Source organism: Thermomonospora cellulosilytica, assembly GCF_014138835.1.
GTDB lineage: Bacteria > Actinomycetota > Actinomycetes > Streptosporangiales > Streptosporangiaceae > Thermomonospora > Thermomonospora amylolytica.
The window spans coordinates 3026964-3052752 of record NZ_JACJII010000001.1; the positions used below are offsets into that span (position 1 = coordinate 3026964).

Genomic DNA, 25789 nt, shown 5'->3' on the forward strand with positions numbered 1-25789 from the left:
ATTGTCCCGTTGCGGCCGGTTGACGGATCAGCGGCGGCCGTTCGGGCATCTAGCGGGTCATCCTTGGGACGGGGTTGCCTTATGTCACCGCCTGTTCACAGACTGCCACAGGTCGTGAGCTCCTCGCACCGGCGAGGCGGCTGACTTGCCCCCGTTCGGCGCCCAGGAGATGGCCGATGCGCGGCGGCACCATCTGGCCGCGCTGGCGTACGAGATCGAGGCCCGCGGGCTGAGCTGGCGGCTGGCCGGGCCGGGCGAGTCGGTGCTGCACGTGGCCCACCCGGTGACCCGGCGGCAGGTGATGGTGGTGGCCATGCCCGCGGGCGAGACCTGGTGCTATCTGTGGGCCGGTGGCGGCACCGGCGACGTCGGCCGCCCCGCGCTGGCCGCCGACCAGATCGCCCGGCTGCTCGGCTGAGCCCTTTCTGGTGCCGGGCGTGGCGGGTTTGCGGCTCGCGCGCCCCGGTTCCTAGACTGCTGCCGAACATCTGTTCGAACGAGAGCCGCATGCCTTTCCCCGTGCGGCGCTCTGCGTGGATCGATGCGGCATGCCGGCCGGGCCGCCCCGTGGTGGCGTCCGGCGTGCGGAGGCGGAGCAGGCTGATGGCGCGCGTGTTCGGGGATCCGGTCCAGGTGGCCGTGTGCGGCGGCCGGCCGGTCAGGTTCGTCTGGCGCGACCGGCCCTACCGGGTGCTGCGGGTGCTGGAGCACTGGGTCACCACCCGGGACTGGTGGCGCGAGCAGCACACCGGCGACCCGTTCTGGGAGAACCCGGGAGAGCGCGAGTTCTGGCGGGTGGAGGCGACCCCCGCCGAGGAGGTCGGGGTGTACGAGCTGCGGCACGAGCCCTCCGGCGACGCCTGGACCCTCTCGCGGATGTGGGACTGAGCCCGCGGGCCGCGCCGTCATGTCATGAACGAGTCCGAAGCGGAACGATTGCCGGAAGATAGTCTGTAACAAAACTATCTGCTACTGTCGTCTCCGTCGTCACAGCGAAGGAGATGACCGATGTCCGCCGTGCCCGCCGACCCGACCCCCGCGCGCTCCCGATGGCTCGCCCTGGTCCTGCTCTGCGCCGCCTCGATGATGATCATCCTGGACGGGACGATCGTCACCGTGGCGCTGCCCGCCGTCCAGGCCGACCTGGGCCTGTCGGCCTCCGGGCTGGCCTGGGTGGTCAACGCCTACCTGATCCCGTTCGCCGGGCTGCTGCTGCTGGCCGGCCGGCTGGGCGACCTGGTCGGCCGCAAGAGGGTGTTCCTGGCCGGGATGGCCCTGTTCACGCTGGCCTCGCTGCTGTGCGGGCTGGCGACCTCCGAGGAACTGCTGATCGCCGCCAGGTTCCTGCAGGGCGCCGGGGGCGCGCTGGCCTCGGCGGTGGGGCTCGGCATGGTGGTGCTGCTGTTCCCCGAGCCCCGCGAACGGGCCCGTGCGATCGGCGCGTACGCCTCCGTGGGCGCGGCCGGGGCCTCCGTCGGCCTGGTCGCCGGGGGAGTGCTCACCGACGCGCTGGACTGGCACTGGATCTTCTTCGTGAACGTGCCGGTGGGCGTGGTCGCCGGCGGGCTGGCGGTGCGGGTGCTGGCCGCCGACCGGGGCCTGGGACTGCGCCGCGGGGCCGACGTGCTGGGCGCCGCGCTGGTCACCGCCGGGCTGATGCTCGCCGTCTACACCATCGTCGAGACGGAACGGCGGGGCTGGACCTCGGCGCGGACCCTCGGCCTGGGCGCGCTCGCCCTGGCGCTGCTGGCCGGCTTCGTGGTCCGCCAGGCCACCGCCGCCCAGCCGCTGCTGCGGCTGCGGGTGCTGCGCTCGCGGAACGTCGCCGCCGCGAACCTGGTCCAGTTGCTCACCGTCGCCGGCATGTTCGGCTTCCAGTTCATCGTCGCCCTCTACATGCAGCAGGTCCTCGGGTACGGGGCGGCGCGGACCGGCTGGGGGATGTTCCCCACCGCGCTGGTGATCGGCCTGGTGTCGCTGTTCGTCTCCGCCCGGCTGACCGCCCGGTTCGGCGCACGGGCGGTGCTGTCGGCCGGGCTGGTGCTGATCGCCGCCGGGCTGGGGTGGCTGTCCCAGGCCCCGCACGACGGCGCGTACGCGGTCCACCTGCTCGGCCCGATGCTGGTGGCCTCCCTGGGCGCGGGGCTGGCGCTGCCGTCGATGGCCGGGCTGGGCATGTCGGACGCCACCGAGGAGGACTCCGGGGTGGTCTCCGGGCTGTTCAACACCACCCAGCAGGTCGGCGCGGCGTTCGGCTCGGCCACCCTGATCACCCTGTCGGCGGGCCGCGCCGAGGACCTGCGGGCCGCCGGGACGTCGGCCGCCGAGGCGCTGACCGCCGGCCACACCCTGGCGTTCGCCATCGGCGCGGGCCTGGCCCTGCTGTCCCTGGTGATCTCGGTCACCATGCCGCGGACCCGGCGGGCGCCCTCGGCGGGCTCCGTGCAGGCCACTGAAGCCCGCCAGCCGATCGGCGCCTGACCAGCGGTTTTCAGAAAAAACGAGACGGCCGCCAGCGGACTTTCGCCGGTGTTTTCCGGCGGTCCGCTGGTGGCCGTTTCCGGTCACCGGCGTCCGGAATGCGGGCGAACGTCAGTCCCTATCTGTATGCTCCTGCACTCCGGTCATCTGTTTCAAACATCTCAATCGTGTAACGCGGGGAAATTCCGTCAACCGTGAAACGCATTGACGCGTCGTAACAGTGGCCAATGTCCGTAAGTACCGAGAGTGTTACGGAGAATCATGCGCAAGACCTTCGCCCTGGCCGGTGCCGGCGCGGCCGCCGCCGCGCTGGCCTTCGCCGCACCGGCGTACGCGGCGGCGCAGCCGTCGATTTCGGCCACCCCGAACCCGTTCTACCCCGGTGACACGCTCACCCTGACCGCGACCGGCTGCACCACCGCTCCCCAGCTGCAGTCCGACAGCGGCCTGTTCGCGGCGCCGCCCGCCTTCGCCGGGCAGCCCACCACCTGGACCGCCAAGGGCAAGACCCGGTCCGGCCTGACCCCGGGCAAGACCTACGTCGCCAAGTGGACCTGCGAGATCGAGGGCGGCACCGCCACCCTGTCGCTGACCACCACGCCGGGCAAGCGGCCGGGCACGCCCAAGCCGACGCCGACCAGGCCGGCGTTCTCGTTCGGGTACGACGACGTGCAGCTGTCCAGCCGCCGGGTGGTGCCGGGGGGCAGCACCACCTTCACGGTGACCTGCCCGACCGCGGTGACCATCACCGGCAACGGCTTCACGCAGAGCCCGCTGACGGTGACCAAGGTCGGCGAGAACACGTGGCGCGGCACCGGCACCTTCAAGCAGACCCTGCCGAACCCGACCACCGCCACGGTGATCTGCAAGGACCACGGTGCGGTCAAGTACACGACCGACCCGGGCGACGGCAACGGCGGCGACATGAAGCCGAAGCCGGGCACCAGGATCCCCACCGGCCCGATCAACACCGGTGACGGCACCCTCTACCTGGAGCAGCGCGGCGGCGACTCCGCCATGCCGCTGATGGCCGCCGGCGCCGGCGCGGCGCTCGCCGCGGGCCTGGGCGTCGTCGTGCTGCGCCGCCGGACGGCGCGGGGGCGTTCGTAACGTTGACCGGACGCTTCACCGCGGCCGCCGGCCGCCGTGTCCTGGGCACGGCGGCCGGTGTGCTGCTCACCGCATCCCTGCTGGCCGCCTGCGGCGGCGAGGACGGCGCCGCCCCCTCCGGCCCGGCGTCCTCGGCGCCCCCGGCCGCCGGCCAGGGCACCACCCAGGCGGCCGGCGTCGTGCCGCTGGGCGAGTCCCGGCCCACCCGGATCGCCATCCCCAAGATCGGTGTCTCGGCCCCGGTGGAGGGGGTCGGGCTGCTGCCCGACGGCCGGGTGCAGGAGCCGCCGCTGTCGCGGCCCAACCTGGCCGGCTGGTACTCCGAGGGCGTGACCCCGGGCGAGGCCGGACCCTCGGTCATCCTGGGGCACGTCGACGCCAACAAGAAGCCGGCGGTGTTCTACCGGCTCAAGGAGCTGGCCGAGGGCGACCGGATCCGGGTGACCCGCCAGGACGGGTCCACCGTGACGTTCGCCGTCACCGAGCTGCGGCGGGTGGACAAGAACGCGTTCCCGCACCGGCAGGTCTTCGGCGAGGAACTGGACCATTCGGCGCTGCGCCTGGTGACCTGCGGAGGCGCTTTCGACCCGCGGTCCGGCCACTACAAGGACAACCTCATCGTCTACGCGAAGATGGTGGCGGCCTGATCGGAGCGTTCGCCCGGTCCCGCGTTCCGGCGCGGGACCGGGCGGCATTTTCCGGCGCCCGGACATCGGATGCGGTGAACGAATTCCGGTCGTCCGGTGAATTGCGGGAAATGGCGCCGGCCGGAGCGGGCCGGGCACGATCTAGAGCAGGTTGCGCACGATCAGGACGACCGCCGACAGGCCCACCACGGCGGTGACGGCGACCCGCATGTGACCGCCGTCGAGAAAACGCCGCAACGGCCCCGCCAGCACGAAACCGGCCAGCACGAACGGGGTCAGCGCCAGCCCCGCCGCCACCTGCTCGCCCGGGAGCCGCCCGACGGCGGCCAGGGTGACCAGCGACAGCAGCGCCCCCACGGTGAAGAAGACGGCCAGCGTCGCGCGCACCCGCGGGCCGCTCTCCCGCTGGTACAGCAGCGCGATCGGCGGGCCGCCGATCGCCGAGGCGGTCCCGGTGGCCCCCGCCACCAGCCCGGCCGCCGTCAGCGTGGCCGGGTTGCGCGGCACCCGCCCCGACCACAGCGTGACCCCGAGCGCGGCCAGCACCATCGCGCCGACCAGCACCCCGAGCACCCGCAGCGGCACCGCGGCGACCACCCACACCCCCAGCGGGGTGCCGGCGACCCGCCCGCCGAACGCCCAGCCCAGGCCGCGCAGATCGGCGTGCCGCAGCTCCCGGGACAGCGTGGCCAGCGGCAGCACCACCGCCGCCACCAGGATCGCGCCGGGCATCAGCGACGGGTACAGCAGCGTGACGACGGGCGCGGCGACCAGTCCCACACCGAGCCCGACGCTGCTCTGCACGATCGCGCCGAGCAGCGCGGCCAGCCCGCCGATCAGCAGGAAGTCCAGGTCGGCCATAGGCCATGGAACGTTACCGGGCGCGTCGGCGCGCCCGGCGGTCAGGTCGCCACGGGACGGTCCAGCTGCAGCCGGGTGATCTGGAAGACCGACACCATGCACAGCGCCGCCGCCAGCGCGTGGCAGGCCGCCGCCGCGACGCCCAGATGCACGCTGAACCGGGCCTCCGGCAGGCTCTCGGCGCCGTTCGGGAACGCCTGGCCCAGCCCGACCGCCGCCAGCAGGCTGACCCACCAGGCGCCCACCAGCACGCCCACCGAGTGCCGCCCGGCCACGCTGAACCGGCCGCTGCTCACCCACACGTCGTGCACGATCCGGGGCGGCAGCACCAGGTTGACCACCGGGATCAGCCAGCCGAGCACCACCCAGCGCCGGGGGTAGGGGCGCGGCCCGGCGGCCTGCCCGGCCGCCCGCCACAGCCACGCCAGGTACAGCACGCCGGTGATGGCGCCCAGCACCGTGGAGATGGTGAACACGTCCGCGTACGGGGCCAGCGCCTGCGCGGTGGCGACGGCGTCGTAGCCGTCCCTGGTCAGCTCGGCCAGCGGCCGGTTCATCCGCAGCAGGCTGATCCCCGCGCCGAAGGCGATGAACGCGTTGAAGCCCAGCAGCATGAACACCGCGACGCCGACGGCGCGGAAGTCACGCCGACGAGCCCAGGCGCCGCAGGCCGGGCACCGGGCGACCTGTGAGGGGATGATGTCGCCGCACAGCGCACACGGCATTGGCCACCTCCGGACGGTCTTTGCGGCCCTTTCACCCAGATGCTACGTACATTTGGCCGATGCCGGGTCACAACGCGAACGCCCAGGTCAAACGATCAGTGCCGTCAGCCCGGCGGCCAGCGTGCCGAACGCCGCCAGCCAGGCGGCCAGCCGGACCGGCCCGGCCGCCCCGTGCCGCGCAGGGTCGGCCAGCCGCCACGGCCGTCCCAGCGTGACCAGCACCGCCGCCCACCACTCGGCGGCCAGCGCCAGCAGCGCGAACAGCGACCCGTAGCCGAGGGCGGCGCTGACCAGCAGCACCCCGAACGGGGTGAGCGCGTGCGCGGTCAGGGCGGCGGTGCGGGCGATGTCCGCCGGGGCGCGGGCCAGGCCGATCGCCATCAGCAGCCAGCCGGTGGCCGCGAGGATCCACAGTGTGGGCAGGGTCACAGGACGCCCGGCCTCCACTCCCGGGCGGCGGTCGGCACGGAGGTCGTCATGTGCCCATCGTTCCACCGCCCCGGACCGGCGCACGGACGGGAACGGCGGCCCCCGCCCGCCCCGCGGGATCGATTTTCTGTTCGACGGGAATGTCGGTGGGGCTGGATAGCTTGATGTGAACAGGGGGAATGAACCCCTCGAGCCTGCGGGGCGTACCTCAGGGCAGCCCCGCCACGGCGACACGGAAGGGGACCGCGGCATGAACATCCACGACGGCACGGCCCACATCGCACACGCGTCGCTGCACGGACCGGCCGAGCGCACGCTCATCGAGCCCTGGCTCACCGAGTACGCCGGCCTGATGACCAACGCCTACCCCGAGGCCCCCGCCTCGCCCGCCGGGCCGGACGACCGTCTGGCCACCGTCACCGCCCTGCCCGCCAAGCCCGGCCACCGGACCCCGCTGGCCGCCTGAGACCACGGCGCGCCCTCCCCGGCCCGCGCGTTCGAAGTCGGCCTCGAACGCGTCCCGGCCCGGGACGGCGCGCCGTGCCGTGTCCGATCAGGGTCCGATCGGGATCAGGACTCGGCGGCCTCCTTGAGGGCGCGCAGGGTGGGTTCGTCGCGGACCCCGGCGATGAGCAGGGTGGTCACGGGGCTGTCGCGCCACAGCCGGAGGCGTTCGCGGATGCGGGGGAGGGGCCCGAGCAGGGAGATGGAGTCGGCCAGCTCGTCGGGAACGGCCTTGACGGCCTCGTCGCGCCGGCCGGCCAGGAAGAGCTCCTGGACCTTGGCGGCCTGGTCGGCGTAACCGAGGCGGGCGATCAGGTCCAGATGGAAGTTGCGGTCCCTGGCGCCCATGCCGCCGATGTAGAAGGCGAGCGGGATCTTGGCCAGCTCCAGGGCGGCGGACAGGTCGTCGGTGACGATGGTGGTGACGGTCGCGGCGATCTCGAAGCCGGGTGGCCGGCCCGCCAGGGACTCCCCGAACAGGGCGTCGATCTTGGCCGGGTCCACGAAGAGGGGCAGCCAGCCCTGGGCGATCTCGGCGGCCAGCGCGATGTTCTTCGGCCCCTCGGCGCCCAGGTAGACCGGGATGTCGGGGCGCAGCGGGTGGACGATCGACTTCAGCGGCTTGCCCAGGCCGGTGCCGCCGGGGTACGGCAGCGGGTAGTGCGGGCCGTCGTTGGTCACCGGCTCCTCGCGGCGCCAGATCCTGCGCAGGATGTCGACGTACTCGCGGGTGCGGGCCAGCGGCCTGGGGAACGGCATCCCGTACCAGCCCTCCACCACCTGCGGGCCGGACGCGCCGAGGCCCAGGATCAGCCGCCCGCCGGACAGGGCGTCGAGGGTGAGCGCGTGCATCGCGGTGGCCGCCGGGGTGCGGGCCGACATCTGCGCCACGGCGGTGCCCAGCCTGATCCGGCTGGTGCGGGCCGCGTACCAGGTCAGCGTGGTGAACGCGTCGGAGCCGTAGGCCTCGGCGGTGAACACGCAGTCGTAGCCCAGGCGTTCGGCGGCCAGCACCGTCTCGGTCTGGTCGTCGATCCCGCGCTGCCAGTAGCCGACGTTGATCCCGAGCTTGAGGGGGGTGGACACGCAGAGCACCTCCGGTCGTCGCGACGCACCGCGATACTAGAACACGTTCTAGTGGCTCGGGAAGGAACGGGTGAGCGAGCGTCCGGAGGTGCCTGGCGCGGCGGGGGTCAGCGGCTGCCGACGCCCTGGATGAACGACCGCCAGCCGGCGGGGCTCAGCACCAGCGCGGGACCCTGCGGGTCCTTGGAGTCGCGCAGCGCGCGCCGGCCGTCGCCGAGCGCGGCGACCTCCACGCACTGGTCACCGCTGCCGCTGTGGGAGGACTTGCGCCAGACGGCGCCGGACAGTTCGTCGAATGCGGGGTGGACGTGCTTCACGACCCTTAGTACTCCTTCGCTGCCTCTGCTAGGAGGTGCGCGGATTCCTCCGGGGAGAGGGCTGCATCGATGATCCGGTCGAATCTCGACCCATGTTGTCCTGTTTCCACTGAGCTCTCAAGGTAAACGTCGCCCATGGTCCCCTCCACATAGGCGATATCGGGGTCGGCGGGGTCCGGGAACGACAAAATCGTAAATCTGCCATCAAGTCCGGCATGGGCGCCCGCGGTGAACGGCAGGATCCGCACCGTGATCTTGGGGCGCTCGGCCAGCCCGGCCAGATGGCGCAGCTGCTCGCGCATCACCGCCGGGCCGCCGATCGGGCGGCGCAGCACCGCCTCGTCGAAGATCATCTGCAGCTCGGGGGCGTTCGGCCGGTCCAGCAGCGCCTGCCGGGCCCTGCGGGCCGCGATCCGGCGCTCCACGTCGGCCTCGGTGGGCAGCATCCGGCCGGCGGTGATCACCGCGCGGGCGTACTGCTCGGTCTGCAGCAGCCCGTGGATGAGCTGGGCGTCCCAGGAGCGGATCAGCGACGCCTCGTCCTCCAGCGCCACGTAGCTGCCGGCGAACACGTCGGCGTAGGCGGTCCACCAGCCGCGCTGCCCGGCCTGCTTGGCCAGCGCGATCAGGGCGTCCCGCTGCGGGCTGGGCACTCCGTACAGGTCGAGCATCACCGCCACGTCGGTGTGCCGCGGCCGGGTCTGCCCGGTCTCCAGCCTGGACACCGTCGCCCGCGACCAGCCGAGCCGGTCGGCGACGTCCTGCAGGGTGAGCCGTTCCTGTTCGCGCAGCCGGCGCAGTTCCCGCGCCAGCCGGCGGCCTCGGACCGTGGGGCGGTACGTCATGGGCGCAAGTGTGGTGTTTCGGTCCGCACCGCACAACGCGAACGTCGTGCCCCGTGGGCAAAAGTTCCCGAGTCGGTTGCGGCCGTGCAACTTTCACGAGACGCTGTGTCCGTGTGATCGGTCGGGGACCCAGCGTGACAATCGGTACACCTGACGCAGCGGCTGGAGGCGACTCTCCCGTGCAGACCTCACCCGAGATCGGCGGTCCCGTCACCGCCCCGGCGGGCCGGGGCCCCGAGTCCGTTCCCGACGCCGGCGGGCCGGTCGAGGCCGGCGAACGGGAGCGCACCGGCTGGGCGTGGGCGCTGCCGGCCGGCCCCGGATGCGCCCGGGAGGCGCGGGCGGTCCTGGGGCAGGCGCTCGGCGCGCTCGGCGTCCCCGCCGACCTGATCGCCGACGCCCAGCTGATGGTCAGCGAGCTGGCCACCAACGCCTACCAGCACGCCGACGGCCGGGGGCCGTACGAGCTGTGGCTGTACCCGGCCGAGCCCGAGCCCGCCGGGCCGGGCGCGGTGCCCGCGCAGCGCCGCCCCGGGGTCCGCGAGCTGCGCTGCGCGATCTTCGACGGGCTGCCCGACACGCGCCTGCCGGGCTACTCGTGGACCTCCGGCGACTTCGGCCGCGGGCTGAGCATCGTCCGGGAGCTGTCGGGCGGGCGCTGGGGCATCCGGCGGGAGCGGTCCAGGCTCGGCGGGCGGCTGCCCGGCAAGGCCGTGTGGTTCGCCCTGCCCCCGGTGGCGTGCGGCGAGCCGGCCTCGTTCGACGGCGCCCGCCGCGTCACCGGCGAGACCCGGTAGCGGCGCGGCGGGCGGGGCCGTTCAGGCCGCGCGGCGCCGCCTGCCCGGCGGGGTGCGCAGCAGTTGCAGCGGCCGGTCCCGGGACACCAGGTAGTCGACGGGCCGGTGGCGCACCCTGGCGGGAACGACCCGGGCGCCCGCCCGGTGCGCGGCCAGCATCGCGTTGAACGCCCGTTCCCGCGCCGGGCTCCACGGGACGTCCAGCATCTCGCGCACCCGCACCGGCAGCAGGGCGCCCGCCGCGAGGATGTTGAACCGGGTGTAGGCGGAGGCGACCGGGCCGGGCAGCGGCAGCCGCGGGGAGTCGGGGTGGCGGTGCATGAGCTTGTCCGACAGCCGGGTCGGCTTCAGCTCCGTCTCGATGACCCGGTCGAAGTACTCCCCGAACGCCTCCAGGTCCGGCGGGCAGTGCCCCTCGGGGATGGCGCAGGCGTACGCGAGCAGCTTCTGCTCCTCGTAGTAGCGGGCGCGTTCGGCGTCGGGCAGCCGCCCGAAGGTCCGCTCGTACAGGTCGAGGGAGGCCCACGCGCCGGTGGCCCACACCCACATCAGCAGGTCGGGGTCCAGCGCCCGGTACGGCACGCCCTCGTCGCTGGTGCCCTCCACGCGCTTGTGGATGCGGCGGAACAGGGCCGACTGCCTGGCCGACACCTCGGGGTCGCCGAACGACATCTTGAGCATGATGTCGGCGGTGCGCCACAGCCGTCCGAACGGGTCGGAGGCGTAGCTGGAGAACTGCTCCACGCCCGCCGCGACCAGCGGATGCGTCACCTGGAGCAGCAGCAGGGTGGACAGGCCGAGGTTCTGCACCGGCTCGCGGAGCACCGTCCAGCAGACGTCACCGGGGCGGTAGGGGAGCGTGCGCCCGGTGGCGGCGAGATCGTCCATGCCGCCAGTGAAGCACTTTATTGGCGACCTGCCAATAGAGTTGTCGACATTTCGTCCAATACCTTCCGGTGGGCGGCTGCGAGCGGTGTCACCCCACCGTGACTAGGGGCCGGGCCGGACGGTGTGTCATCCTGTGCAGGCGACGGACGCGGTGGAACCCGGTGCGAATCCGGGGCTGTCCCGCAACTGTGACCCGCCGGCACGCCGGCGGGGAGCCAGGAACGCCGGCCGTCGTGTGGAGCCGGACCTCACGGGCGTGGACACCCGAGGAAGGACGTATCGACCATGCCGCCTGCCGCCCCCGCATCGGCCGGGGCTCCATGAGCGCCCCCCGCTACCCCTTCTCCGCCGTCGTCGGGATGGCCGACCTCAAGCTCGCCCTGCTGATCAACGCGGTCTCGCCGGGCGTCGGCGGGGTGCTGGTCCGCGGCGAGAAGGGCACCGCCAAGTCCACGATCGTCCGGGCGCTGGCCGCGCTGCTGCCCCCGGTGACGGTCGTGGCGGGCTGCCGGTTCTCCTGCGACCCGGCCGCCCCCGACCCCTCCTGCCCGGACGGCCCGCACCCGCCGGACGGCGCCGGGGCCGCGCAGCGCCCCGCCCGGCTGGTGGAACTGCCGGTGGGCGCGTCCGAGGACCGGCTGACCGGGTCGCTGGACATCGAACGGGCCCTCACCGAGGGCGTCAAGGCGTTCGAACCCGGACTGCTGGCCGCCGCGCACCGCGGCGTGCTCTACGTCGACGAGGTCAACCTGCTGCACGACCACCTGGTCGACCTGCTGCTGGACGCCGCCGCGATGGGCCGCTCCCATGTGGAGCGCGAGGGCGTCTCTGTCCAGCACGCCGCCCGGTTCCTGCTGGTCGGCACCATGAACCCCGAAGAGGGCGAGCTGCGGCCCCAGTTGCTGGACCGGTTCGGGCTCACCGTCGAGGTCGCCGCCACCCGCGATCCGGCCGAACGCGCCGAGGTGGTGCGGCGGCGGCTGCGGTTCGAGGACGACCCCGACGGCTTCGCCGCCGAGTGGGCCGAGGCGGAGGCCGAGCTGGCGGCGCGGATCGCCGCCGCCCGCGGACGGCTGCCCGGCGTGGCGCTGACCGACGCGGCGCTGCGCCAGATCACCGCCGTGTGCGCGACGTTCGAGGTGGACGGGCTGCGCGCCGACCTGGTGACCGCCCGCGCCGCGATCGCCCTGGCCGCCTGGCACGGCCGCGACGCCGTCACCGCCGAGGACGTCCGGCAGGCGGCCCGGCTGGCGCTGCCGCACCGCCGCCGCCGCGACCCGTTCGACGCCCCCGGCCTCGACGAGGACAAGCTCGACCAGACCCTCCGGGAGCACGCCGACCCCGAGCCGCCCGACGACGACCCCGACGGCCCGGGCGGCGGGCGGCCCCCGGCCCCGGCCGACGGCGGCCCGGCGGCGCCGGACGGAGCACCCGAGGACGGCACGCCCTCCCCGACGCAGGGGAACGCCGCCACAGCGGACGCCGGAAGCCCGCCGGGAGCGTCGAGCGACGGTGAGCCCGCGCCCGCCGACGCCGCCTACAAGCCGCGGCTGTTCACCGTCCCCGGCGTCGGGAACGGAGCGCCCGGCCGCCGTTCCAAGGCCCGCACCCCCTACGGGCGGGTGTCGGGCGCGCGGCCCGGGTCGCGGGGCGTCCACCTGATGGCGACCCTCCGCGCCGCCGCGCCCCACCAGCGGGCACGGGGGCGTACGGGGACCGGCCTGATCATCACGCCCGACGACCTGCGCGAGACCGTTCGGGACGGGCGCGAGGGCAACCTGGTGCTGTTCGTCGTGGACGCCAGCGGCTCGATGGCGGCCCGGCAGCGGATGCGGGCCGTCAAGGGCGCGGTGCTGAGCCTGCTGCTGGACGCCTACCAGCGGCGCGACAAGGTCGGGCTGATCACGTTCCGCGGCACCGGGGCCGAGCTGGTGCTGCCGCCGACCTCCTCGGTGGAGGCCGGCGCCCGCAGGCTGGAACGGCTGGCCACCGGAGGCCGCACCCCGCTGGCCGCCGGGCTGCTGCGGGCCGCCGAGGTGCTGCGGGTGGAGCGGCTGCGCGATCCGGCCCGCCGCCCGCTGCTGGTGACGGTGACCGACGGCCGCAACACCCACGGCCCCGACCCGGCCCGGGCCGCCGCCCTGTTGCGCGGCGTCGCCGCCGTGGTGGTGGACTGTGAGTCTGGGCCGGTGCGGCTCGGCCTGGCCGGACGGCTCGCCGACCGGATGGGCGCGCAGGCCGTACGGCTGGAGGAGCTGGCCGCGGGCGGGCTGACGCGGGTCGTCCGCGACGCCCGGGCGGCGTGAGGGAGGACCGAGAATGCCACAGGGCAGGCCGGAGCACGTTCCCGACGACGGGCTGACCACCCGGCAGCGCCGCAACCGGCCGCTGGTGATCGTGCACACCGGGCAGGGCAAGGGCAAGTCCACCGCCGCGTTCGGGCTGGCGCTGCGGGCGTGGAACCAGGGCTGGCCGATCGGGGTGTTCCAGTTCGTCAAGTCCGCCAAGTGGCGGATCGGCGAGGAGACCGCGCTGCGGGTGCTCGGCGAGTCCGGTCAGGGCGGCCCGGTGACCTGGCACAAGATGGGCGAGGGCTGGTCGTGGATCCAGCGGCCCGGCACCGAGGCCGACCACGCCGCCGACGCCCGCGAGGGCTGGGAGCAGATCAAGCGGGACCTGGCGGCCCAGACCTACCGGCTGTACGTGCTGGACGAGTTCACCTACCCGATCAAGTGGGGGTGGATCGACGTCGCCGACGTGATCCAGGCGCTGCGGGACCGCCCCGGCCGGCAGCACGTGGTGATCACCGGCCGGGACGCGCACCCCGACCTGGTGGAGTTCGCCGACCTGGTCACCGAGATGGGCAAGGTCAAGCACCCGATGGACCGGGGCCAGAAGGGCCAGAAGGGCATCGAGTGGTGACTGGCCGGCTCGTCGTCGCCGCCCCGGCCTCCGGGGCGGGCAAGACGACGGTGGCCACCGGGCTCATGGCGGCGCTGGCGGCGCGGGGCCTGGCGGTCTCCCCGCACAAGGTCGGGCCCGACTACATCGACCCCGGCTACCACGCGCTGGCCACCGGCCGTCCCGGGCGCAACCTGGACCCGTTCCTGTCCGGCGAGGACCTGATCGTCCCGCTGCTGCGGCACGGGGCGCGCGGTGCGGACATCGCGGTGGTCGAGGGCGTGATGGGCCTGTACGACGGGGCGAACGACCGGGACGACTTCGCCTCCACCGCGCACATCGCCCGGCTGCTGGACGCGCCCGTGGTGCTGGTGGTGGACGCGTCGGCGGCGGGGCGTTCGGTGGCGGCGCTGGTGCACGGCTTCCGCGGCTACGGGGACGTGCGGCTGGGCGGGGTGATCCTCAACCGGATCGGCTCCGACGGGCACGAGCACCTGTGCCGTACCGCGGTCGAGGAGCTGTCGGTGCCCGTGCTGGGGGTGCTGCGGCGCCGTGACGACGTGGCGACCCCCTCCCGCCACCTCGGGCTGATCCCGGCGGCCGAACGCGACGCCGAGGCGGTCGCGACGGTACGGCGGCTGGGCGAGATCGTCGCCGAGAGCTGTGACCTGGACGCGCTGCTGGCCCTGGCCCGTTCCGCACCGCCGTTGACCGCGCCCGCCTGGAGCCCCGCCGACGCGGTGGAACCGGCTCCCGGCGGCGCGCGGCCCGTGGTGGCGGTCGCCGGAGGGGCGGCGTTCACGTTCGGGTACGCCGAGAACGAGGAACTGCTGACCGCCGCCGGGGCCGAGGTCGTCCGCTTCGACCCGCTGCGCGACGAGTCCCTGCCGGAGGACGCCCGGGGCCTGGTGATCGGCGGCGGCTTCCCCGAGATGTACGCCAAGGAGCTGTCGGCCAACGAGCCGCTCCGCGCGCAGATCCGGCGGCTGGCGGCCTCGGGGGCCCCCGTGTACGCCGAGTGCGCCGGGCTGCTCTACCTGGTGCGGGAGCTGGACGGGGTGCCGATGTGCGGGGTGCTGGACGCCACCGCCGCGATGACGCCCCGGCTCACCCTCGGCTACCGCACCGCCGTCGCGCTCACCGACTCGGTGGTGGCCCGTACGGGCGAACGGCTGAACGGGCATGAATTCCATCGCACGGCCGTCGACCCGGCCCACGGACCGGCGCCGGCCTGGCAGTGGGCGATGCGTCCGCGCGGCTCCCGCAAGGACGGGTTCGCCACCGGCAACTGCGTCGCCTCCTACCTGCACCTGCACTGGACCGGCCGACCGGAGATCGCACGGCGTCTCGTGGACGCGATGGAGGCCCGCCGATGACGTTCGACCGAGGCGTCACCCTGACCACCGACCGGCTGCTGCTGCGCCCGTTCGCCGAACGCGACGTGCCCGACGTGGTCGAGGCCGCCCGCGACCCCGAGATGCTGCGCTGGATGCTGTGGGCGCCGGACGAGGACGCCGAGCAGGCCCGCGAGTTCTGCACCCGGATCGTCCACGAGGACCCGGTGCACAAGATCGGCTTCGCGGTCGAGGTGGACGGCCGCTGCTCGGGCTCGGTGAGCCTGCAGCGCGCCGACTGGATGTTCGGCCGGGTCGAGATCGGCTACTGGCTGGCCCCGTGGGCGCGCGGCCGGGGCCTGATCACCGAGGCGGTCCACCGGGTCGTGGACTACGCCTTCGCCGAGGGCCTGTACCGGGTCGAGCTGCTGGCGGCGGTCGGCAACGAGCCGTCCCAGCGGGTCGCCGAACGCGCCGGCTTCGTCCGCGAGGCCGTGCTGCGCCGGGCCGGCCTGCTGCCCGGCGGGGTGCGGACGGACCTGGTGATGTTCGCCCGGCTCGCCGAGCCCTGATCCGGGCCGGACGGGCCGGGAAGCGACGAGAGACGAGGGAAGCGGAATGAGGCTGATCGGGATCGGGGTGGGGCCCGGTGATCCGGAGCTGGTCACCGTCAAGGCGGTGCGGATCCTGCGGGAGGCCGACCTGACCCTCGTTCCGGTGATGGCGCTGGACGAGCCGGGGCGGGCCGAGTCGGTGGTGCGCGCCTACACCGACCGGGCCGAGCGGGTGGTGTTCGCGCTGAACGACCGGGGCGGGGTCACCCCGCGCCGCGCCGCCGCCTGGGACGGGGCGGCCGACCGGGTGGTGCGGGCGTTCGACGAGGGCGCGGGCACGGTCGCGTTCGCCACCATCGGCGACCCCAACGTGTACTCGACGTTCACCTACCTGGCGCAGGCGGTGCGGGAACGCCGCCCGGCCGTCACCGTGGAGACCGTTCCCGGGATCACGGCCATGCAGGACCTGGCGTCGCGTTCGGGCACCGTGCTCACCGAGGGCGCCGAATCCCTCGGGCTGGTCCCGCTGACCGGCGGCGTCGAGGGCTTCCGTGAGGCGCTGCAGACCTGCGACACGGTGGTGGCCTACAAGTTCGGGTCCGTCGCCGAGGAGGTCGTGGCGGTCCTCAAGGAGACCGGCCGTATCGACGACGCGGTCTGCGGGGTCCGCCTGGGCCTGCCCGGCGAGGAGATCCGGCCCGCCCGGGACCTCGCGGGCCCGGTGCCGTACCTGTCCACCCTGATCGTCCCCAGCTCCCGTGTCAGCCGAGGAGGCAAGCTGTGACCAGCGGAAAGGTCGTCTTCGTCGGGGCCGGGCCGGGGGCGGCGGACCTGCTGACGCTGCGGGCCGCGCGGGCGATCGGCGCCGCCGACGTGGTCATCTGGGCGGCCAGCCTGGTGCATCCCGACGTCCTGGAGCACGCCCGCGCCGACGCCGAGATCCTCGACTCGGCCAAGCTCCCCATGGAGGGCGTCCTGCCGTACTACGAGCGGGCGCGCGACGAGGGGCTGACCGTGGCGCGCATCCACTCCGGCGACCCGGCCCTGTGGGGGGCGCTGCAGGAGCAGATCGACCGGTGCCGCGAGCTGGGGCTGGAGACCGAGGTCATCCCCGGGGTGTCGAGCTTCAGCGCGGTGGCCGCCGCCGTGCAGCGCGAGCTGACCATCCCGGAGGTCGCCCAGTCGGTGATCCTGACCCGGCTCGGCGGCGGCAAGACCCCGATGCCTCCGGGCGAGGAGGTACGGGAGTTCGCCCGGCACGGGACGACGATGGCGCTGTTCCTGTCGGCGGCCCGGTCCCGGCAGCTGCAGAACGAGCTGCTGGAAGGCGGCTACCCGCCGGACACCCCCTGCGTGGTCGCCTACCAGTGCACCTGGCCCGACGAGCTGATCGTCCGCTGCGCGCTGGGCGAGCTGGCCGACACCATGAAGGCCCACAGGCTGTGGAAGCACACGCTGGTGCTGGTCGGCCCGGCGCTGGCGGCGGGCGGCACCCGCTCGCACCTGTACCACCCGGGCCACTTCCACGGGTTCCGGCGCGCCGACCGCAGCGCCAGGGCGGAGCTGAGGGAAGCTCACCGGCCATGACCTCCGAGGAACCAGAGCTGCGCGAGCCGGACATGCCGCGCACCATGAAGGTCCGGCAGCGGGCGCTGCGCACCGGCTGGACCACCGGCTCGTGCGCCAGCGCCGCCGCCAAGGCCGCCACCGCCCTGCTGCGCACCGGAAGGCACGCCGACCACGTGCAGATCGCGCTGCCGTCCGGCAACCGGGTGACGTTCAGGGTCGAGGAGTCCGCGCTGACCGGCGGGCGGGCGCGGGCCGTGGTGGTCAAGGACGCCGGCGACGACCCCGACGTCACCCACGGCGCGCACATCACCGCCGACGTGTCCTGGCTGGACCGGCCCGGCATCGAACTGGACGGCGGCGAGGGCGTCGGCGTGGTCACCAAGCCCGGCCTGGGGCTGGAACTGGGCGGGCCGGCGATCAACCCGGTGCCCCGCCGCATGATCACCCACGCCGTCGCCGAGGCGCTGACCGGCACCGACCTGGACGCCCCGCCCGAACGGCCCGCCGAGCCCGGCACCGGACGCGGCGTCCGGGTGGTGATCTCCGTCCCCGAGGGCGAGCGGATGGCCCGCAAGACCACCAACAAGCGGCTGGGGATCCTCGGCGGCATCTCCATCCTCGGCACCACCGGCATCGTCCGGCCGTTCTCCACCGCCTCCTGGCGGGCCAGCGTCGAACAGGCCGTGTCGGTGATGGCCGCCCAGGGCGAGGACACCCTCGTGCTGTGCACCGGCGGGCGCACCGAGAAGGGCGCCATGAAGATGCTGCCCAGGCTGCCCGAGGTGTGCTTCGTGGAGGTCGGCGACTTCACCGGGGCGGCGCTGCGGCGGGCCGTGCAGCACGGGCTGCGGCAGGTGGTCTTCGTCGGCATGGTCGGCAAGCTCACCAAGCTCGCCGCCGGGGTGCTGATGACCCACTACACCCGTTCCCGCGTGTCCACCGACCTGCTCGCCGAGATCACCACCGAGATGGGCGGCAGCGCCGAACTGGCCGCCGAGGTCGCCGCCGCCAACACCGCCCGGCACGCCTACGAGCTGTGGGAGGACGCCGGGCTGCTGGGCCGCTGCGGGCGCGAGCTGTGCCGCCGGGTCGCCGGGGTGCTGGAACGGTTCGCCGCCGAGGAGGCCGGGGGAGAGCTGGCCGTCCAGGTGGTGATGGTGGACTTCACCGGCGAGCGGATGGTCTCCATGTACGGGCGGCTGGCGCGATGATCACCGTGGTCGGGTACGACGGGTCGCCGCTGCCCGCTCCGGCCTCGGAGCGGCTGGCGCGGGCGCGCCTGGTCGTGGGCGGTGCCCGGCACCTGGCGGCCGTGCGGGTGCCGCCGGGCGCCCGCACGGTCGTGATGGGCGGCGTCGGCGCCGCCCTCGACGAGATCGACAAGGAGGTCGACAAGGCGTCCGGGGACGTGGTGGTGCTGGCCAGCGGCGACCCCGGGTTCTTCGGCATCGTGCGGGCGCTGCGGGAGCGCGGCCACGAGCCGCACGTGCTGCCCGCGCTGTCGTCGGTCGCGCAGGCGTTCGCCCGCGCCGGGCTGCCCTGGGACGACGCGCTGGTGGTCTCCGCGCACGGCCGTGACCTGCGCCGCGCCGTCAACGCCTGCCGCGCCCACCCCAAGGTCGCCGTGCTGACCGCTCCCGGCGCCGGTCCCGCCGAGCTGGGCCGGGCGCTGTTCCCGCAGCATCCCCGCACGTTCGTGGTGTGCGAGGACCTGGGCGGCCCGTCCGAACGGGTCGTCCGCTGCCGCCCCGCCGAGGCCACCACCCGGCCGTGGCGCGACCCGAACGTGGTGCTCGTCCTGGACTCCGGCCGTTCCGTGGGGGAACGGGGCTGGATCGCCGGCGCCCGCCCCGGACCGTCGTCGTGGGCGCTGCCGGAGGAGGCGTTCGAGCACCGCAACTCGGTGGTCACCAAGGCCGAGGTGCGGGCGTTCGCGCTGGCCAGGCTGGGTCCGCGGATCGGCGACATGGTCTGGGACATCGGCGCGGGCAGCGGCTCGGTCGCCATCGAGTGCGCCCGCTTCGGCGCCGCCGCCGTCGCCGTCGAACGCGACCCGGAGTCCTGCGACCGGATCCGCGCCAACGTCCGCGCCCACGGCGTCCGGGTTGCGGTGTCGCGCGGCGAGGCCCCCGCCATCCTGGACCACCTGCCCGACCCCGACGCCGTCTTCGTCGGCGGCGGGGGACCCGAGGTCGTGCGCGCCTGCGCCGCCCGCGCCCTGCGCAGCGTCGTGGTCGCCCTCGCCTCCGTCGAACGCGTCCGCCCCACCCTCGACGCCCTCACCGCCGAGGGCCTCACCGCCCAGGCCGTACAGCTCCAGGCCAGCCGCCTGTCCCCGCTCCCCGGCGACGTGCACCGCTTGGCCGCCACCAACCCCGTCTTCGTCGTCTGGGGCGACCGCGACGCCGCACCGCCCCCGGCCCCCCGGCCCGAACCCGCCCGCCGTCCCCAGACCCTCGCCGAACTCCCGGAGGCCGACCATTGATCGGTATCGTCGCCGCGACCGCAGCCGGCCGGGCCGCCGCCGCCACGCTGGCCGAACGCTGGCCGGGCGAGGTCCGCCCGTTCACCGACACCGGCCCGGCCGACGCCCTCCGGGAGGCCTGGCGCACCTGCGACCAGATCGTCGCGTTCCTCGCCGTGGGCGCCACCGTCCGCATCCTGGCCCCGTTGCTCGGCCACAAGACCGAGGACCCCGCCGTCGTCTGCGTGGACGAGGCCCTGCAGTTCGCCGTGCCCGTCGTGGGCGGCCACCATGGCGCGAACGCCCTCGCCCACCGCTTGGCCGCCGCCCTGGGGTGCACGGCCGCCATCACCACCGCCAGCGACCAGGGGAACGTCACAGCCCTCGACTCCTACGGTGACGACCTCGGCTTCACGGTGGACAATCCGGACATGCTCCCCCGCGTGGGCGCCGCCGTCCTGTCCGGCGATCCCGTCCGCCTGGCCGCCGACCAGACCTGGCCGCTGCCCCCACTGCCGCCCAACGTCCGCCCCGACGCCGACACCCCCCTGACGATCCGCATCACCGACCGGCTCTCGCCGTTCCCTGCCGAGACGGACGGCTCGTCCGCACCCGATGTCGATCACACCCTTGACACGTCGGTGGGCGCCGTCGTGGAGCGGTCACCGGAAACGGCGCTCGCGCGCGGCGGTGAGCTGGTGTACCGGCCGCCGTCTCTGGTGGTGGGGGTCGGGTCGGCGCGCGGTGTGTCCGCTGAGGAGGTCGGAGACCTGATCGACCGGGCGCTGGGGGAGGCGGGGCTTTCCCCGGCGTCGGTGCGGTGCGTGGCGACCGTCGATCTCAAGGCGGACGAGGCCGGGATCCTGGAGGCCGCCCGGGAACGGGGCTGGGAGGTGGTGACCTTCCCGGCGGACGTGCTGGCCGGGGTGGACGTTCCCAATCCCTCGGAGGTCGTCCGGGCGGAGGTCGGCACGCCCAGCGTGGCCGAGGCGGCGGCGTTGCGGGCGGCCCGCTCGTTCGGGCGCGGGGCCGAGCTGGTCGTGGCCAAGCGCAAGACCGCGAACGCCACCGTCGCCGTCGCCCGGCTCGTGCCCAGAGGGCGGCTGACGATCGTCGGGCTCGGGCCCGGAGCGCGGGACCTGCTCACCCCCCGGGCGGCCGACGCCCTGCGGTGGGCGTCGGTCGTCGTCGGGCTGGACCAGTACGTCGACCAGATCCGCGACCTGCTGCGGCCCGGCACCCGCGTGCTGGCCAGCGGCCTCGGCCAGGAGGAGGAACGCGCCCGTACCGCCGTCGAGGAGGCGCGCGGCGGGCACGCCGTCGCGCTGATCGGGTCGGGGGACGCCGGGATCTACGCGATGGCCAGCCCGGCGCTGGAGTTCGCCGGGGAGGACATCGAGGTCGAGGGCGTGCCCGGCATCACCGCCGCCGTCGCCGCCGCCAGCCTGCTCGGTGCGCCCCTCGGCCACGACCACGCCTACATCTCCCTGTCCGACCTGCACACCCCCTGGGAGATCATCGAACGCCGGGTCCGCGCCGCCGCCGAGGGCGACTTCACCGTCTGCTTCTACAACCCGCGCAGCAGGGCCCGGGACTGGCAGCTCCCCAAGGCGCTCGCCGTCCTCGCCGAGCACCGCCCCCCGGCCACCCCGGTCGGCGTCGTCCGCAACGCCGGACGCCCCGACCAGTCGGTCACCGTCACCACGCTCGCCGACCTGGACCCGGCGCGGGTCGACATGTTCACCGTCGTGCTGGTCGGCTCGGCGCGCAGCCGCACCGTCGCCGGGCGATTCGTCACCCCCCGGGGGTACCGGTGGGCGTGACGGTGACCGAGCGCTGCGCCGGCTGCGGCGCCTGCCTGCTGACCTGCCCCGAGCACGCCATCCGGCCGCACGGCCCCACCCTGCTGGTACGGGCCGACCTGTGCACCGGCTGCCTGGAATGCGTCGAGATCTGCCCGGTGGACGCCATCGACCCCACCGAGCCCCGTCGAGGAGAAGCATGACCGAGCCCGGCCCCCCGGGCGGCACCGCCACCCGCCGCCCCCACCCGATCGAGGTGCGCTCGTACGAGATCCTGCGCTCCCGGGTCGACCTGTCGCCGATGCCGCCGCTGTGGCGGGCGGTCGCCGAACGGGTCATCCACGCCAGCGCGGACCTGGAGTACGCCGTCGACCTGGTCACCGACGAGGCCCACCTGGAACGCGGGCTGGCCGCGCTGCGGGCGGGCGCGCCCGTGGTGGCCGACGTGGAGATGGTCGCCGCCGGGATCACCGCCCGCCGCGCCCTGTGCTACGTCGCCGACCCGGCCGCCGCGCGGATGGCCAGGGCGGCGGGCCTGACCCGTTCTGCCGCCGGGATCCGGCTGGCGTACTCCGAGGTCGGCCCCGGCGCGGTGTGGGTCGTCGGCTGCGCCCCCACCGCGCTGGAGGAGATCATCCGGCTCGGCGTGCGGCCCGCGCTGGTGGTCGGCCTGCCGGTGGGGTTCGTCGGCGCCGCCGAGTCCAAGCAGGCGCTGCGCGACTCCGGGCTGCCGCAGGTGTCCAACGTCTCCGAGAAGGGCGGCTCGGCGGTCGCCGCCGCCGCCGTCAACGCCCTGCTGTACCACGGAGGCTCCCGGTGATGACGCCGCTGCTGATGGTCGGCCACGGAACCCGTGACGAGACGGGCGTCGCCGAGTTCGGCAAGTTCGTGGACCGGCTGCGCGCCCGGATGCCCGTCGACGTGGCCGGCGGGTTCATCGAACTGTCCCCGCCGCCGCTCACCGAGGCCGTCGCCGAGCTGTACGGGCGCGGCCACCGGCGGATCGCCGCCGTCCCGATCGTGCTGGTCGCCGCCGGGCACGGCAAGGGCGACATCCCCGGCGCGATGGCCCGCGAGCAGGTCCGCCACCCCGGCCTGTCGTACGTCTACGGCCGTCCCCTCGGCCCCCACCCCACCCTGCTGGCGCTGCTGGAGGAACGGCTGCGCGCCGTCATGCCCCCCGGCGAGGACACCGCCGTGCTGCTGGTGGGGCGCGGCTCCACCGACCCGGACGCCAACGCCGAGGTGCACAAGGTCGCCCGGCTGTTCTGGGAGGGGCGCGGCGCGGGCGGACCCGACCAGGGGCCGGGGCTGATGGCGGTGGAGGCGGCGTTCGTGTCGCTGGCCCGTCCCGGCGTCGCCGAGGGCCTGGAACGCTGCCGCCGCCTGGGCGCCCGCCGCATCGTGGTGCTGCCGTACTTCCTGTTCCCCGGCGTCCTGCCGGACCGGGTGGTCGAGCAGTCCCTCGAGTACGCGGCCGGGCATCCCGAGCTGGACGTCCGCTGCGCCGAGGTCATCGGCGACTGCGACGGCCTGGCCGACCTGGTCGCCGAACGCTACGCCGAGGCCCTCGCCGGGGACATCCGGATGAACTGCGACACCTGCGTCTACCGCATCGCCATGCCCGGCTTCGAGGACCGGGTCGGCGCGCCGCAGACCCCGCACCACCACCCCGACGACCCCGCCCACGCCCACGGCCACGGGCACGCCCACGGTCACGGCCATGGGCACTGACGGCATCGACCTGCGGCACCACGGGGACGCCGAGGTCGGGGGAGGGCTGGCCGACTTCGCCGTCAACGTGCGGCCGGGCACCCCGCCCGCCTGGCTGGCCGAGCGGATCCGCCGCTCGGTCGGCGACCTGGCCGCCTACCCCGACCCGAGCGCCGCCCGCGACGCGGTGGCCGCCCGGCACGGCCGCGCCCCGGACGAGGTGCTGCTGACCGCCGGGGCCGCCGAGGCGTTCGTGCTGCTGGCACGGGCGCTCGCGCCGCGCCGCGCGGTCGTGGTGCACCCCCAGTTCACCGAGCCGGAGGCGGCGCTGCGGGCGGCCGGTCACCCGGTGGAACGGGCGATCCTGGACGGTGACTTCAAGCTGGACCCGGCGCGCGTCCCCGCCGACGCCGACCTGGTGATGGTCGGCAACCCCACCAACCCGACCTCGGTGCTGCACCCGGCCGCCGAGATCGCCGCGCTGACCCGCCCCGGCCGCACCGTCGTGGTGGACGAGGCGTTCATGGACTGCGTCCCCGGCGAGCCCGAAAGCCTCGCCGCCGTCCGCCTCCCCGGGCTGGTGGTGCTGCGCAGCCTCACCAAGACGTGGGGGCTGGCCGGGCTGCGCGCCGGATACGTCCTCGCCGAGCCGCCGCTGGTCGCCGCCCTGGCCGAGGCGCAGCCGCTGTGGGCGGTCTCCACCCCCGCCCTCGTCGCCGTCGAGGCGTGCTGCGAGCCGTCCGCGCTGGCCGAGGCCGACGCCTGGGCGCGGGAGATGGCCGCCGAACGCGACCGGTTCGCCGCCGAACTCGGCCGCCGCGGCCTGTCGCCCGTCCCCGGCGCGCGGGCCTCGTTCCTGTGCGTCCGTACCCCGGGCGCGCACGACCTGCGCGAGCGCCTGCGGGCCAGGGGCCTGGCCGTCCGGCGCGGCGACACGTTCCCCGGCCTGGGCCCCGACTGGCTGCGGATCGCCGTACGGGATCCCGCGACGAACGACACCCTGCTGGAGACGCTCGATGACCTCCGCCGCTGACCTGGCCCGCGAGGCGATCTACCAGGTCATCGCCGAACGCCGCGACATCCGCGAGGGCTTCCTGCCCGACCCGGTCGACGACGACGCGCTCACCCGCGTGCTGGCCGCCGCCCACCGCGCCCCCTCGGTCGGCCTCACCCAGCCCTGGGACTTCCTGGTCATCCGGGACCCGGCCCGCCGCGAACGCGTCCGGGCGCTGGCCGAGGCCCAGCGGCAGGCGTACGCCCGCAGCCTCACGCCCGCCCGCCGCAGGGCGTTCGCCGGGCTGAAGGTGGAGGCGATCCGGGAGGCGCCGGTCAACATCGCCGTCACCTGCGACCCCACCCGCGGCGGACGCAACCCGCTGGGCCGGCACGCCCAGCCCCGCACCGCCGCCTACTCGGTGGCGTGCGCGGTGCAGAACCTGTGGCTGGCCGCCCGCGCCGAAGGTCTCGGCGTCGGCTGGGTCAGCTTCTTCTCCGAACGCGAACTGGCCGCCGAGCTGGGCCTGCCCGCCCACCTCGAGGTCATCGCCTACCTGTGCCTGGGGCATGTGGCCGAGTTCCCGCCCGCGCCCCGGCTCGCCCTGACCGGCTGGGCGCGCCGCCGCCCGCTGGCCTGGGCCGTCCACCAGGAGTCCTACGGCCGTCGTGGCCTGCCAGGAGAGGAACCCGTGGATCTGATCGAGCAGACCGTCGCCGCCGTCCGGCCCCTCGACGAGGCCGCCATGGCCGAGGCCCGCGACCTGCAGTCCCGGCTGACCAAGCCGCCCGGCGCGCTCGGCGCCCTGGAGGACCTGTCGGTCCGGCTGGCCGGGCTCGCCGGGACCTGCCCGCCGCCGGTCCCCGAACCCGCCGCCGTCGCGATCTTCGCCGCCGACCACGGCGTGCACGCCCAGGGCGTCTCCCCCTGGCCGCAGGAGGTCACCGCCCAGATGGTGGCCAACTTCCTGGCCGGGGGCGCGGTCGTCAACGCGTTCGCCGGGCAGGTCGGCGCCGAGGTCACCGTGGTGGACGTGGGCGTGGCCGCCGACCTGCCGGACGCCCCCGGCCTGCTGCCCCGCAAGGTCGCCCACGGCACCGCCGACCTGACCCGGGGGCCCGCGATGACGCCCGAGCAGGCCCGCCGGGCGATGGAGACCGGCATCGAGGTCGCCCGCGACCTGGTCGCCGCCGGGAACCGCTGCCTGCTCACCGGCGACATGGGCATCGCCAACACCACCGCGTCGGCCGCCCTGATCGCCGCGTTCACCGGCCTGCCGCCGGAGCGGGTCACCGGCCGCGGCACCGGCATCGACGACGCCACCCACCGCCACAAGATCGAGGTGGTCCGCGCCGCCCTGGACCGGGCGCGGCCCGACCCCGCCGACCCGCTGCGGGTGCTGGCCGAGGTCGGCGGGCTGGAGCACGCGGCGCTGGCCGGGTTCGTCCTCGGCGGCGCGGCGGCCCGCGTCCCGGTCGTGCTGGACGGCGTGATCGCCGGGGCGGCGGCGCTGGTCGCGGCGGCGCTGTGCCCGCGGGCGGTGGACGCCTGCGTGGCGGGGCACCGTTCGGCCGAGCCCGGACACGCCGTTACCGTGGAGGAGCTGGGACTACGTCCGCTGGTCGACCTCGAGCTGCGGCTCGGCGAGGGCACCGGGGCCCTGCTGGCGCTGCCTCTGGTGCAGGGCGCGGTGCGCGTGCTGCACGAGGTCGCCACGTTCGACGCGGCGGGCGTCAGCGACAAGAGCGGACACGACCGCTCCTGAGTG

Annotated in this window: 28 protein-coding genes and 1 riboswitch; of the genes, 21 read left to right on the plus strand and 7 right to left on the minus strand. The window is 74.8% G+C overall.

Annotated features, from left to right (window positions below; translation table 11 throughout):
* Positions 1 to 145 precede the first annotated feature (145 nt).
* The 5 genes from HNR21_RS14555 to HNR21_RS14575 all read left to right on the plus strand — a co-directional run bounded on the left by HNR21_RS14555 (position 146) and on the right by HNR21_RS14575 (position 4238).
* Positions 146 to 418: a hypothetical protein gene (locus HNR21_RS14555; RefSeq protein ID WP_246442164.1), complete on the plus strand. Its 273-nt coding sequence runs from the start codon at positions 146 to 148 to the stop codon at positions 416 to 418.
* 185 nt (positions 419 to 603) lie between these two features.
* A complete protein-coding gene (locus HNR21_RS14560) occupies positions 604 to 888 on the plus strand; it encodes a DUF6504 family protein (protein ID WP_182705640.1) in 285 nt (94 codons plus the stop codon).
* Between the two features lie 120 nt (positions 889 to 1008).
* On the plus strand, positions 1009 to 2481 hold the full coding sequence (locus HNR21_RS14565) for an MFS transporter (RefSeq protein ID WP_182705641.1): 1473 nt from the start codon (positions 1009 to 1011) through the stop codon (positions 2479 to 2481).
* Between the two features lie 261 nt (positions 2482 to 2742).
* Positions 2743 to 3591: a hypothetical protein gene (locus HNR21_RS14570; protein WP_182705642.1), complete on the plus strand. Its 849-nt coding sequence runs from the start codon at positions 2743 to 2745 to the stop codon at positions 3589 to 3591.
* A gap of 2 nt (positions 3592 to 3593) precedes the next feature.
* Positions 3594 to 4238, plus strand: a complete 645-nt coding sequence (locus HNR21_RS14575) for a class F sortase (protein WP_182705643.1) — start codon at positions 3594 to 3596, stop codon at positions 4236 to 4238.
* A 141-nt stretch (positions 4239 to 4379) separates the two neighbouring features.
* Here the strand turns inward: HNR21_RS14575 and HNR21_RS14580 are convergent, their stop codons facing one another.
* The 3 genes from HNR21_RS14580 to HNR21_RS14590 form a co-directional block, all read right to left on the minus strand.
* A complete protein-coding gene (locus tag HNR21_RS14580) occupies positions 4380 to 5099 on the minus strand; it encodes a sulfite exporter TauE/SafE family protein (protein WP_182705644.1) in 720 nt (239 codons plus the stop codon).
* Positions 5100 to 5140: 41 nt separating this feature from the next.
* Complete coding sequence (locus tag HNR21_RS14585) at positions 5141 to 5824, minus strand: DUF4328 domain-containing protein (RefSeq protein ID WP_182705645.1); 684 nt, start codon at positions 5822 to 5824, stop codon at positions 5141 to 5143.
* 87 nt (positions 5825 to 5911) lie between these two features.
* Entirely contained in the window at positions 5912 to 6253 is a 342-nt protein-coding gene (locus tag HNR21_RS14590) for a hypothetical protein (RefSeq protein ID WP_182705646.1), read from the minus strand.
* A 250-nt stretch (positions 6254 to 6503) separates the two neighbouring features.
* Here HNR21_RS14590 and HNR21_RS14595 point away from each other — a divergent pair, with 250 nt between their 5' ends.
* Positions 6504 to 6719, plus strand: a complete 216-nt coding sequence (locus tag HNR21_RS14595; RefSeq protein ID WP_182705647.1) for a hypothetical protein — start codon at positions 6504 to 6506, stop codon at positions 6717 to 6719.
* A gap of 104 nt (positions 6720 to 6823) precedes the next feature.
* On the opposite strand, the gene HNR21_RS14600 is transcribed toward HNR21_RS14595, so the two are convergent.
* The 3 genes from HNR21_RS14600 to HNR21_RS14610 all read right to left on the minus strand — a co-directional run bounded on the left by HNR21_RS14600 (position 6824) and on the right by HNR21_RS14610 (position 9005).
* The gene (locus HNR21_RS14600) at positions 6824 to 7843 is read right to left on the minus strand and encodes an LLM class F420-dependent oxidoreductase (RefSeq protein WP_182705648.1); all 1020 of its coding nucleotides are present in this window, start codon (positions 7841 to 7843) and stop codon (positions 6824 to 6826) included.
* A 107-nt stretch (positions 7844 to 7950) separates the two neighbouring features.
* Positions 7951 to 8160 (minus strand): DUF397 domain-containing protein, encoded by a 210-nt coding sequence (locus tag HNR21_RS14605; RefSeq protein ID WP_198679409.1) that lies wholly within the window; start codon positions 8158 to 8160, stop codon positions 7951 to 7953.
* Positions 8161 to 8165: 5 nt separating this feature from the next.
* The gene (locus HNR21_RS14610) at positions 8166 to 9005 is read right to left on the minus strand and encodes a helix-turn-helix domain-containing protein (protein ID WP_182705649.1); all 840 of its coding nucleotides are present in this window, start codon (positions 9003 to 9005) and stop codon (positions 8166 to 8168) included.
* 179 nt (positions 9006 to 9184) lie between these two features.
* Here HNR21_RS14610 and HNR21_RS14615 point away from each other — a divergent pair, with 179 nt between their 5' ends.
* On the plus strand, positions 9185 to 9802 hold the full coding sequence (locus tag HNR21_RS14615) for an ATP-binding protein (protein ID WP_182705650.1): 618 nt from the start codon (positions 9185 to 9187) through the stop codon (positions 9800 to 9802).
* Between the two features lie 21 nt (positions 9803 to 9823).
* On the opposite strand, the gene HNR21_RS14620 is transcribed toward HNR21_RS14615, so the two are convergent.
* Positions 9824 to 10690 carry an oxygenase MpaB family protein gene (locus HNR21_RS14620; protein ID WP_182705651.1) on the minus strand — a complete coding sequence of 289 codons (867 nt, stop codon included), beginning with the start codon at positions 10688 to 10690 and terminating at the stop codon, positions 9824 to 9826.
* Positions 10691 to 10816: 126 nt separating this feature from the next.
* Positions 10817 to 10937, plus strand: a riboswitch (cobalamin riboswitch).
* A gap of 73 nt (positions 10938 to 11010) precedes the next feature.
* On the opposite strand from HNR21_RS14620, the gene HNR21_RS14625 reads away from it, so the two are divergent.
* The 14 genes from HNR21_RS14625 to cobT are packed head-to-tail and all read left to right on the plus strand — an operon-like array spanning position 11011 to position 25786.
* Entirely contained in the window at positions 11011 to 12996 is a 1986-nt protein-coding gene (locus tag HNR21_RS14625; RefSeq protein WP_182705652.1) for a putative cobaltochelatase, read from the plus strand.
* Between the two features lie 13 nt (positions 12997 to 13009).
* Positions 13010 to 13612 carry a cob(I)yrinic acid a,c-diamide adenosyltransferase gene (cobO, locus tag HNR21_RS35265; RefSeq protein WP_182705653.1) on the plus strand — a complete coding sequence of 201 codons (603 nt, stop codon included), beginning with the start codon at positions 13010 to 13012 and terminating at the stop codon, positions 13610 to 13612.
* Positions 13609 to 14967: a cobyrinic acid a,c-diamide synthase CobB gene (locus tag HNR21_RS14635; protein WP_182705654.1), complete on the plus strand. Its 1359-nt coding sequence runs from the start codon at positions 13609 to 13611 to the stop codon at positions 14965 to 14967. Before cobO ends, HNR21_RS14635 begins: the two co-directional genes overlap by 4 nt.
* Positions 14964 to 15497, plus strand: coding sequence for a GNAT family N-acetyltransferase (locus tag HNR21_RS14640; RefSeq protein WP_182705655.1), 534 nt, complete (start codon positions 14964 to 14966; stop codon positions 15495 to 15497). Before HNR21_RS14635 ends, HNR21_RS14640 begins: the two co-directional genes overlap by 4 nt.
* A 46-nt stretch (positions 15498 to 15543) precedes the next feature.
* Entirely contained in the window at positions 15544 to 16263 is a 720-nt protein-coding gene (cobI, locus tag HNR21_RS14645; RefSeq protein ID WP_182705656.1) for a precorrin-2 C(20)-methyltransferase, read from the plus strand.
* Complete coding sequence (gene cobM, locus HNR21_RS14650; RefSeq protein ID WP_182705657.1) at positions 16260 to 17066, plus strand: precorrin-4 C(11)-methyltransferase; 807 nt, start codon at positions 16260 to 16262, stop codon at positions 17064 to 17066. Before cobI ends, cobM begins: the two co-directional genes overlap by 4 nt.
* Entirely contained in the window at positions 17063 to 18259 is a 1197-nt protein-coding gene (locus HNR21_RS14655) for a cobalt-precorrin-5B (C(1))-methyltransferase (RefSeq protein WP_182705658.1), read from the plus strand. Before cobM ends, HNR21_RS14655 begins: the two co-directional genes overlap by 4 nt.
* Positions 18256 to 19533 carry a precorrin-6y C5,15-methyltransferase (decarboxylating) subunit CbiE gene (gene cbiE / locus HNR21_RS14660; RefSeq protein WP_182705659.1) on the plus strand — a complete coding sequence of 426 codons (1278 nt, stop codon included), beginning with the start codon at positions 18256 to 18258 and terminating at the stop codon, positions 19531 to 19533. The genes HNR21_RS14655 and cbiE overlap by 4 nt, the downstream gene beginning before the upstream one ends.
* Entirely contained in the window at positions 19530 to 21335 is a 1806-nt protein-coding gene (gene cobJ, locus HNR21_RS14665; RefSeq protein WP_182705660.1) for a precorrin-3B C(17)-methyltransferase, read from the plus strand. The genes cbiE and cobJ overlap by 4 nt, the downstream gene beginning before the upstream one ends.
* Complete coding sequence (locus HNR21_RS36000; protein WP_312881033.1) at positions 21332 to 21517, plus strand: 4Fe-4S binding protein; 186 nt, start codon at positions 21332 to 21334, stop codon at positions 21515 to 21517. The genes cobJ and HNR21_RS36000 overlap by 4 nt, the downstream gene beginning before the upstream one ends.
* Positions 21514 to 22134 (plus strand): precorrin-8X methylmutase, encoded by a 621-nt coding sequence (locus tag HNR21_RS14675; RefSeq protein WP_182705662.1) that lies wholly within the window; start codon positions 21514 to 21516, stop codon positions 22132 to 22134. Before HNR21_RS36000 ends, HNR21_RS14675 begins: the two co-directional genes overlap by 4 nt.
* Positions 22134 to 23048 (plus strand): sirohydrochlorin chelatase, encoded by a 915-nt coding sequence (locus tag HNR21_RS14680; RefSeq protein WP_220500162.1) that lies wholly within the window; start codon positions 22134 to 22136, stop codon positions 23046 to 23048. The genes HNR21_RS14675 and HNR21_RS14680 overlap by 1 nt, the downstream gene beginning before the upstream one ends.
* Positions 23038 to 24060 (plus strand): Rv2231c family histidinol phosphate aminotransferase CobC, encoded by a 1023-nt coding sequence (gene cobC / locus HNR21_RS14685; protein ID WP_182705663.1) that lies wholly within the window; start codon positions 23038 to 23040, stop codon positions 24058 to 24060. Before HNR21_RS14680 ends, cobC begins: the two co-directional genes overlap by 11 nt.
* A complete protein-coding gene (gene cobT, locus HNR21_RS14690; RefSeq protein WP_182705664.1) occupies positions 24044 to 25786 on the plus strand; it encodes a nicotinate-nucleotide--dimethylbenzimidazole phosphoribosyltransferase in 1743 nt (580 codons plus the stop codon). The genes cobC and cobT overlap by 17 nt, the downstream gene beginning before the upstream one ends.
* Positions 25787 to 25789 lie beyond the last annotated feature (3 nt).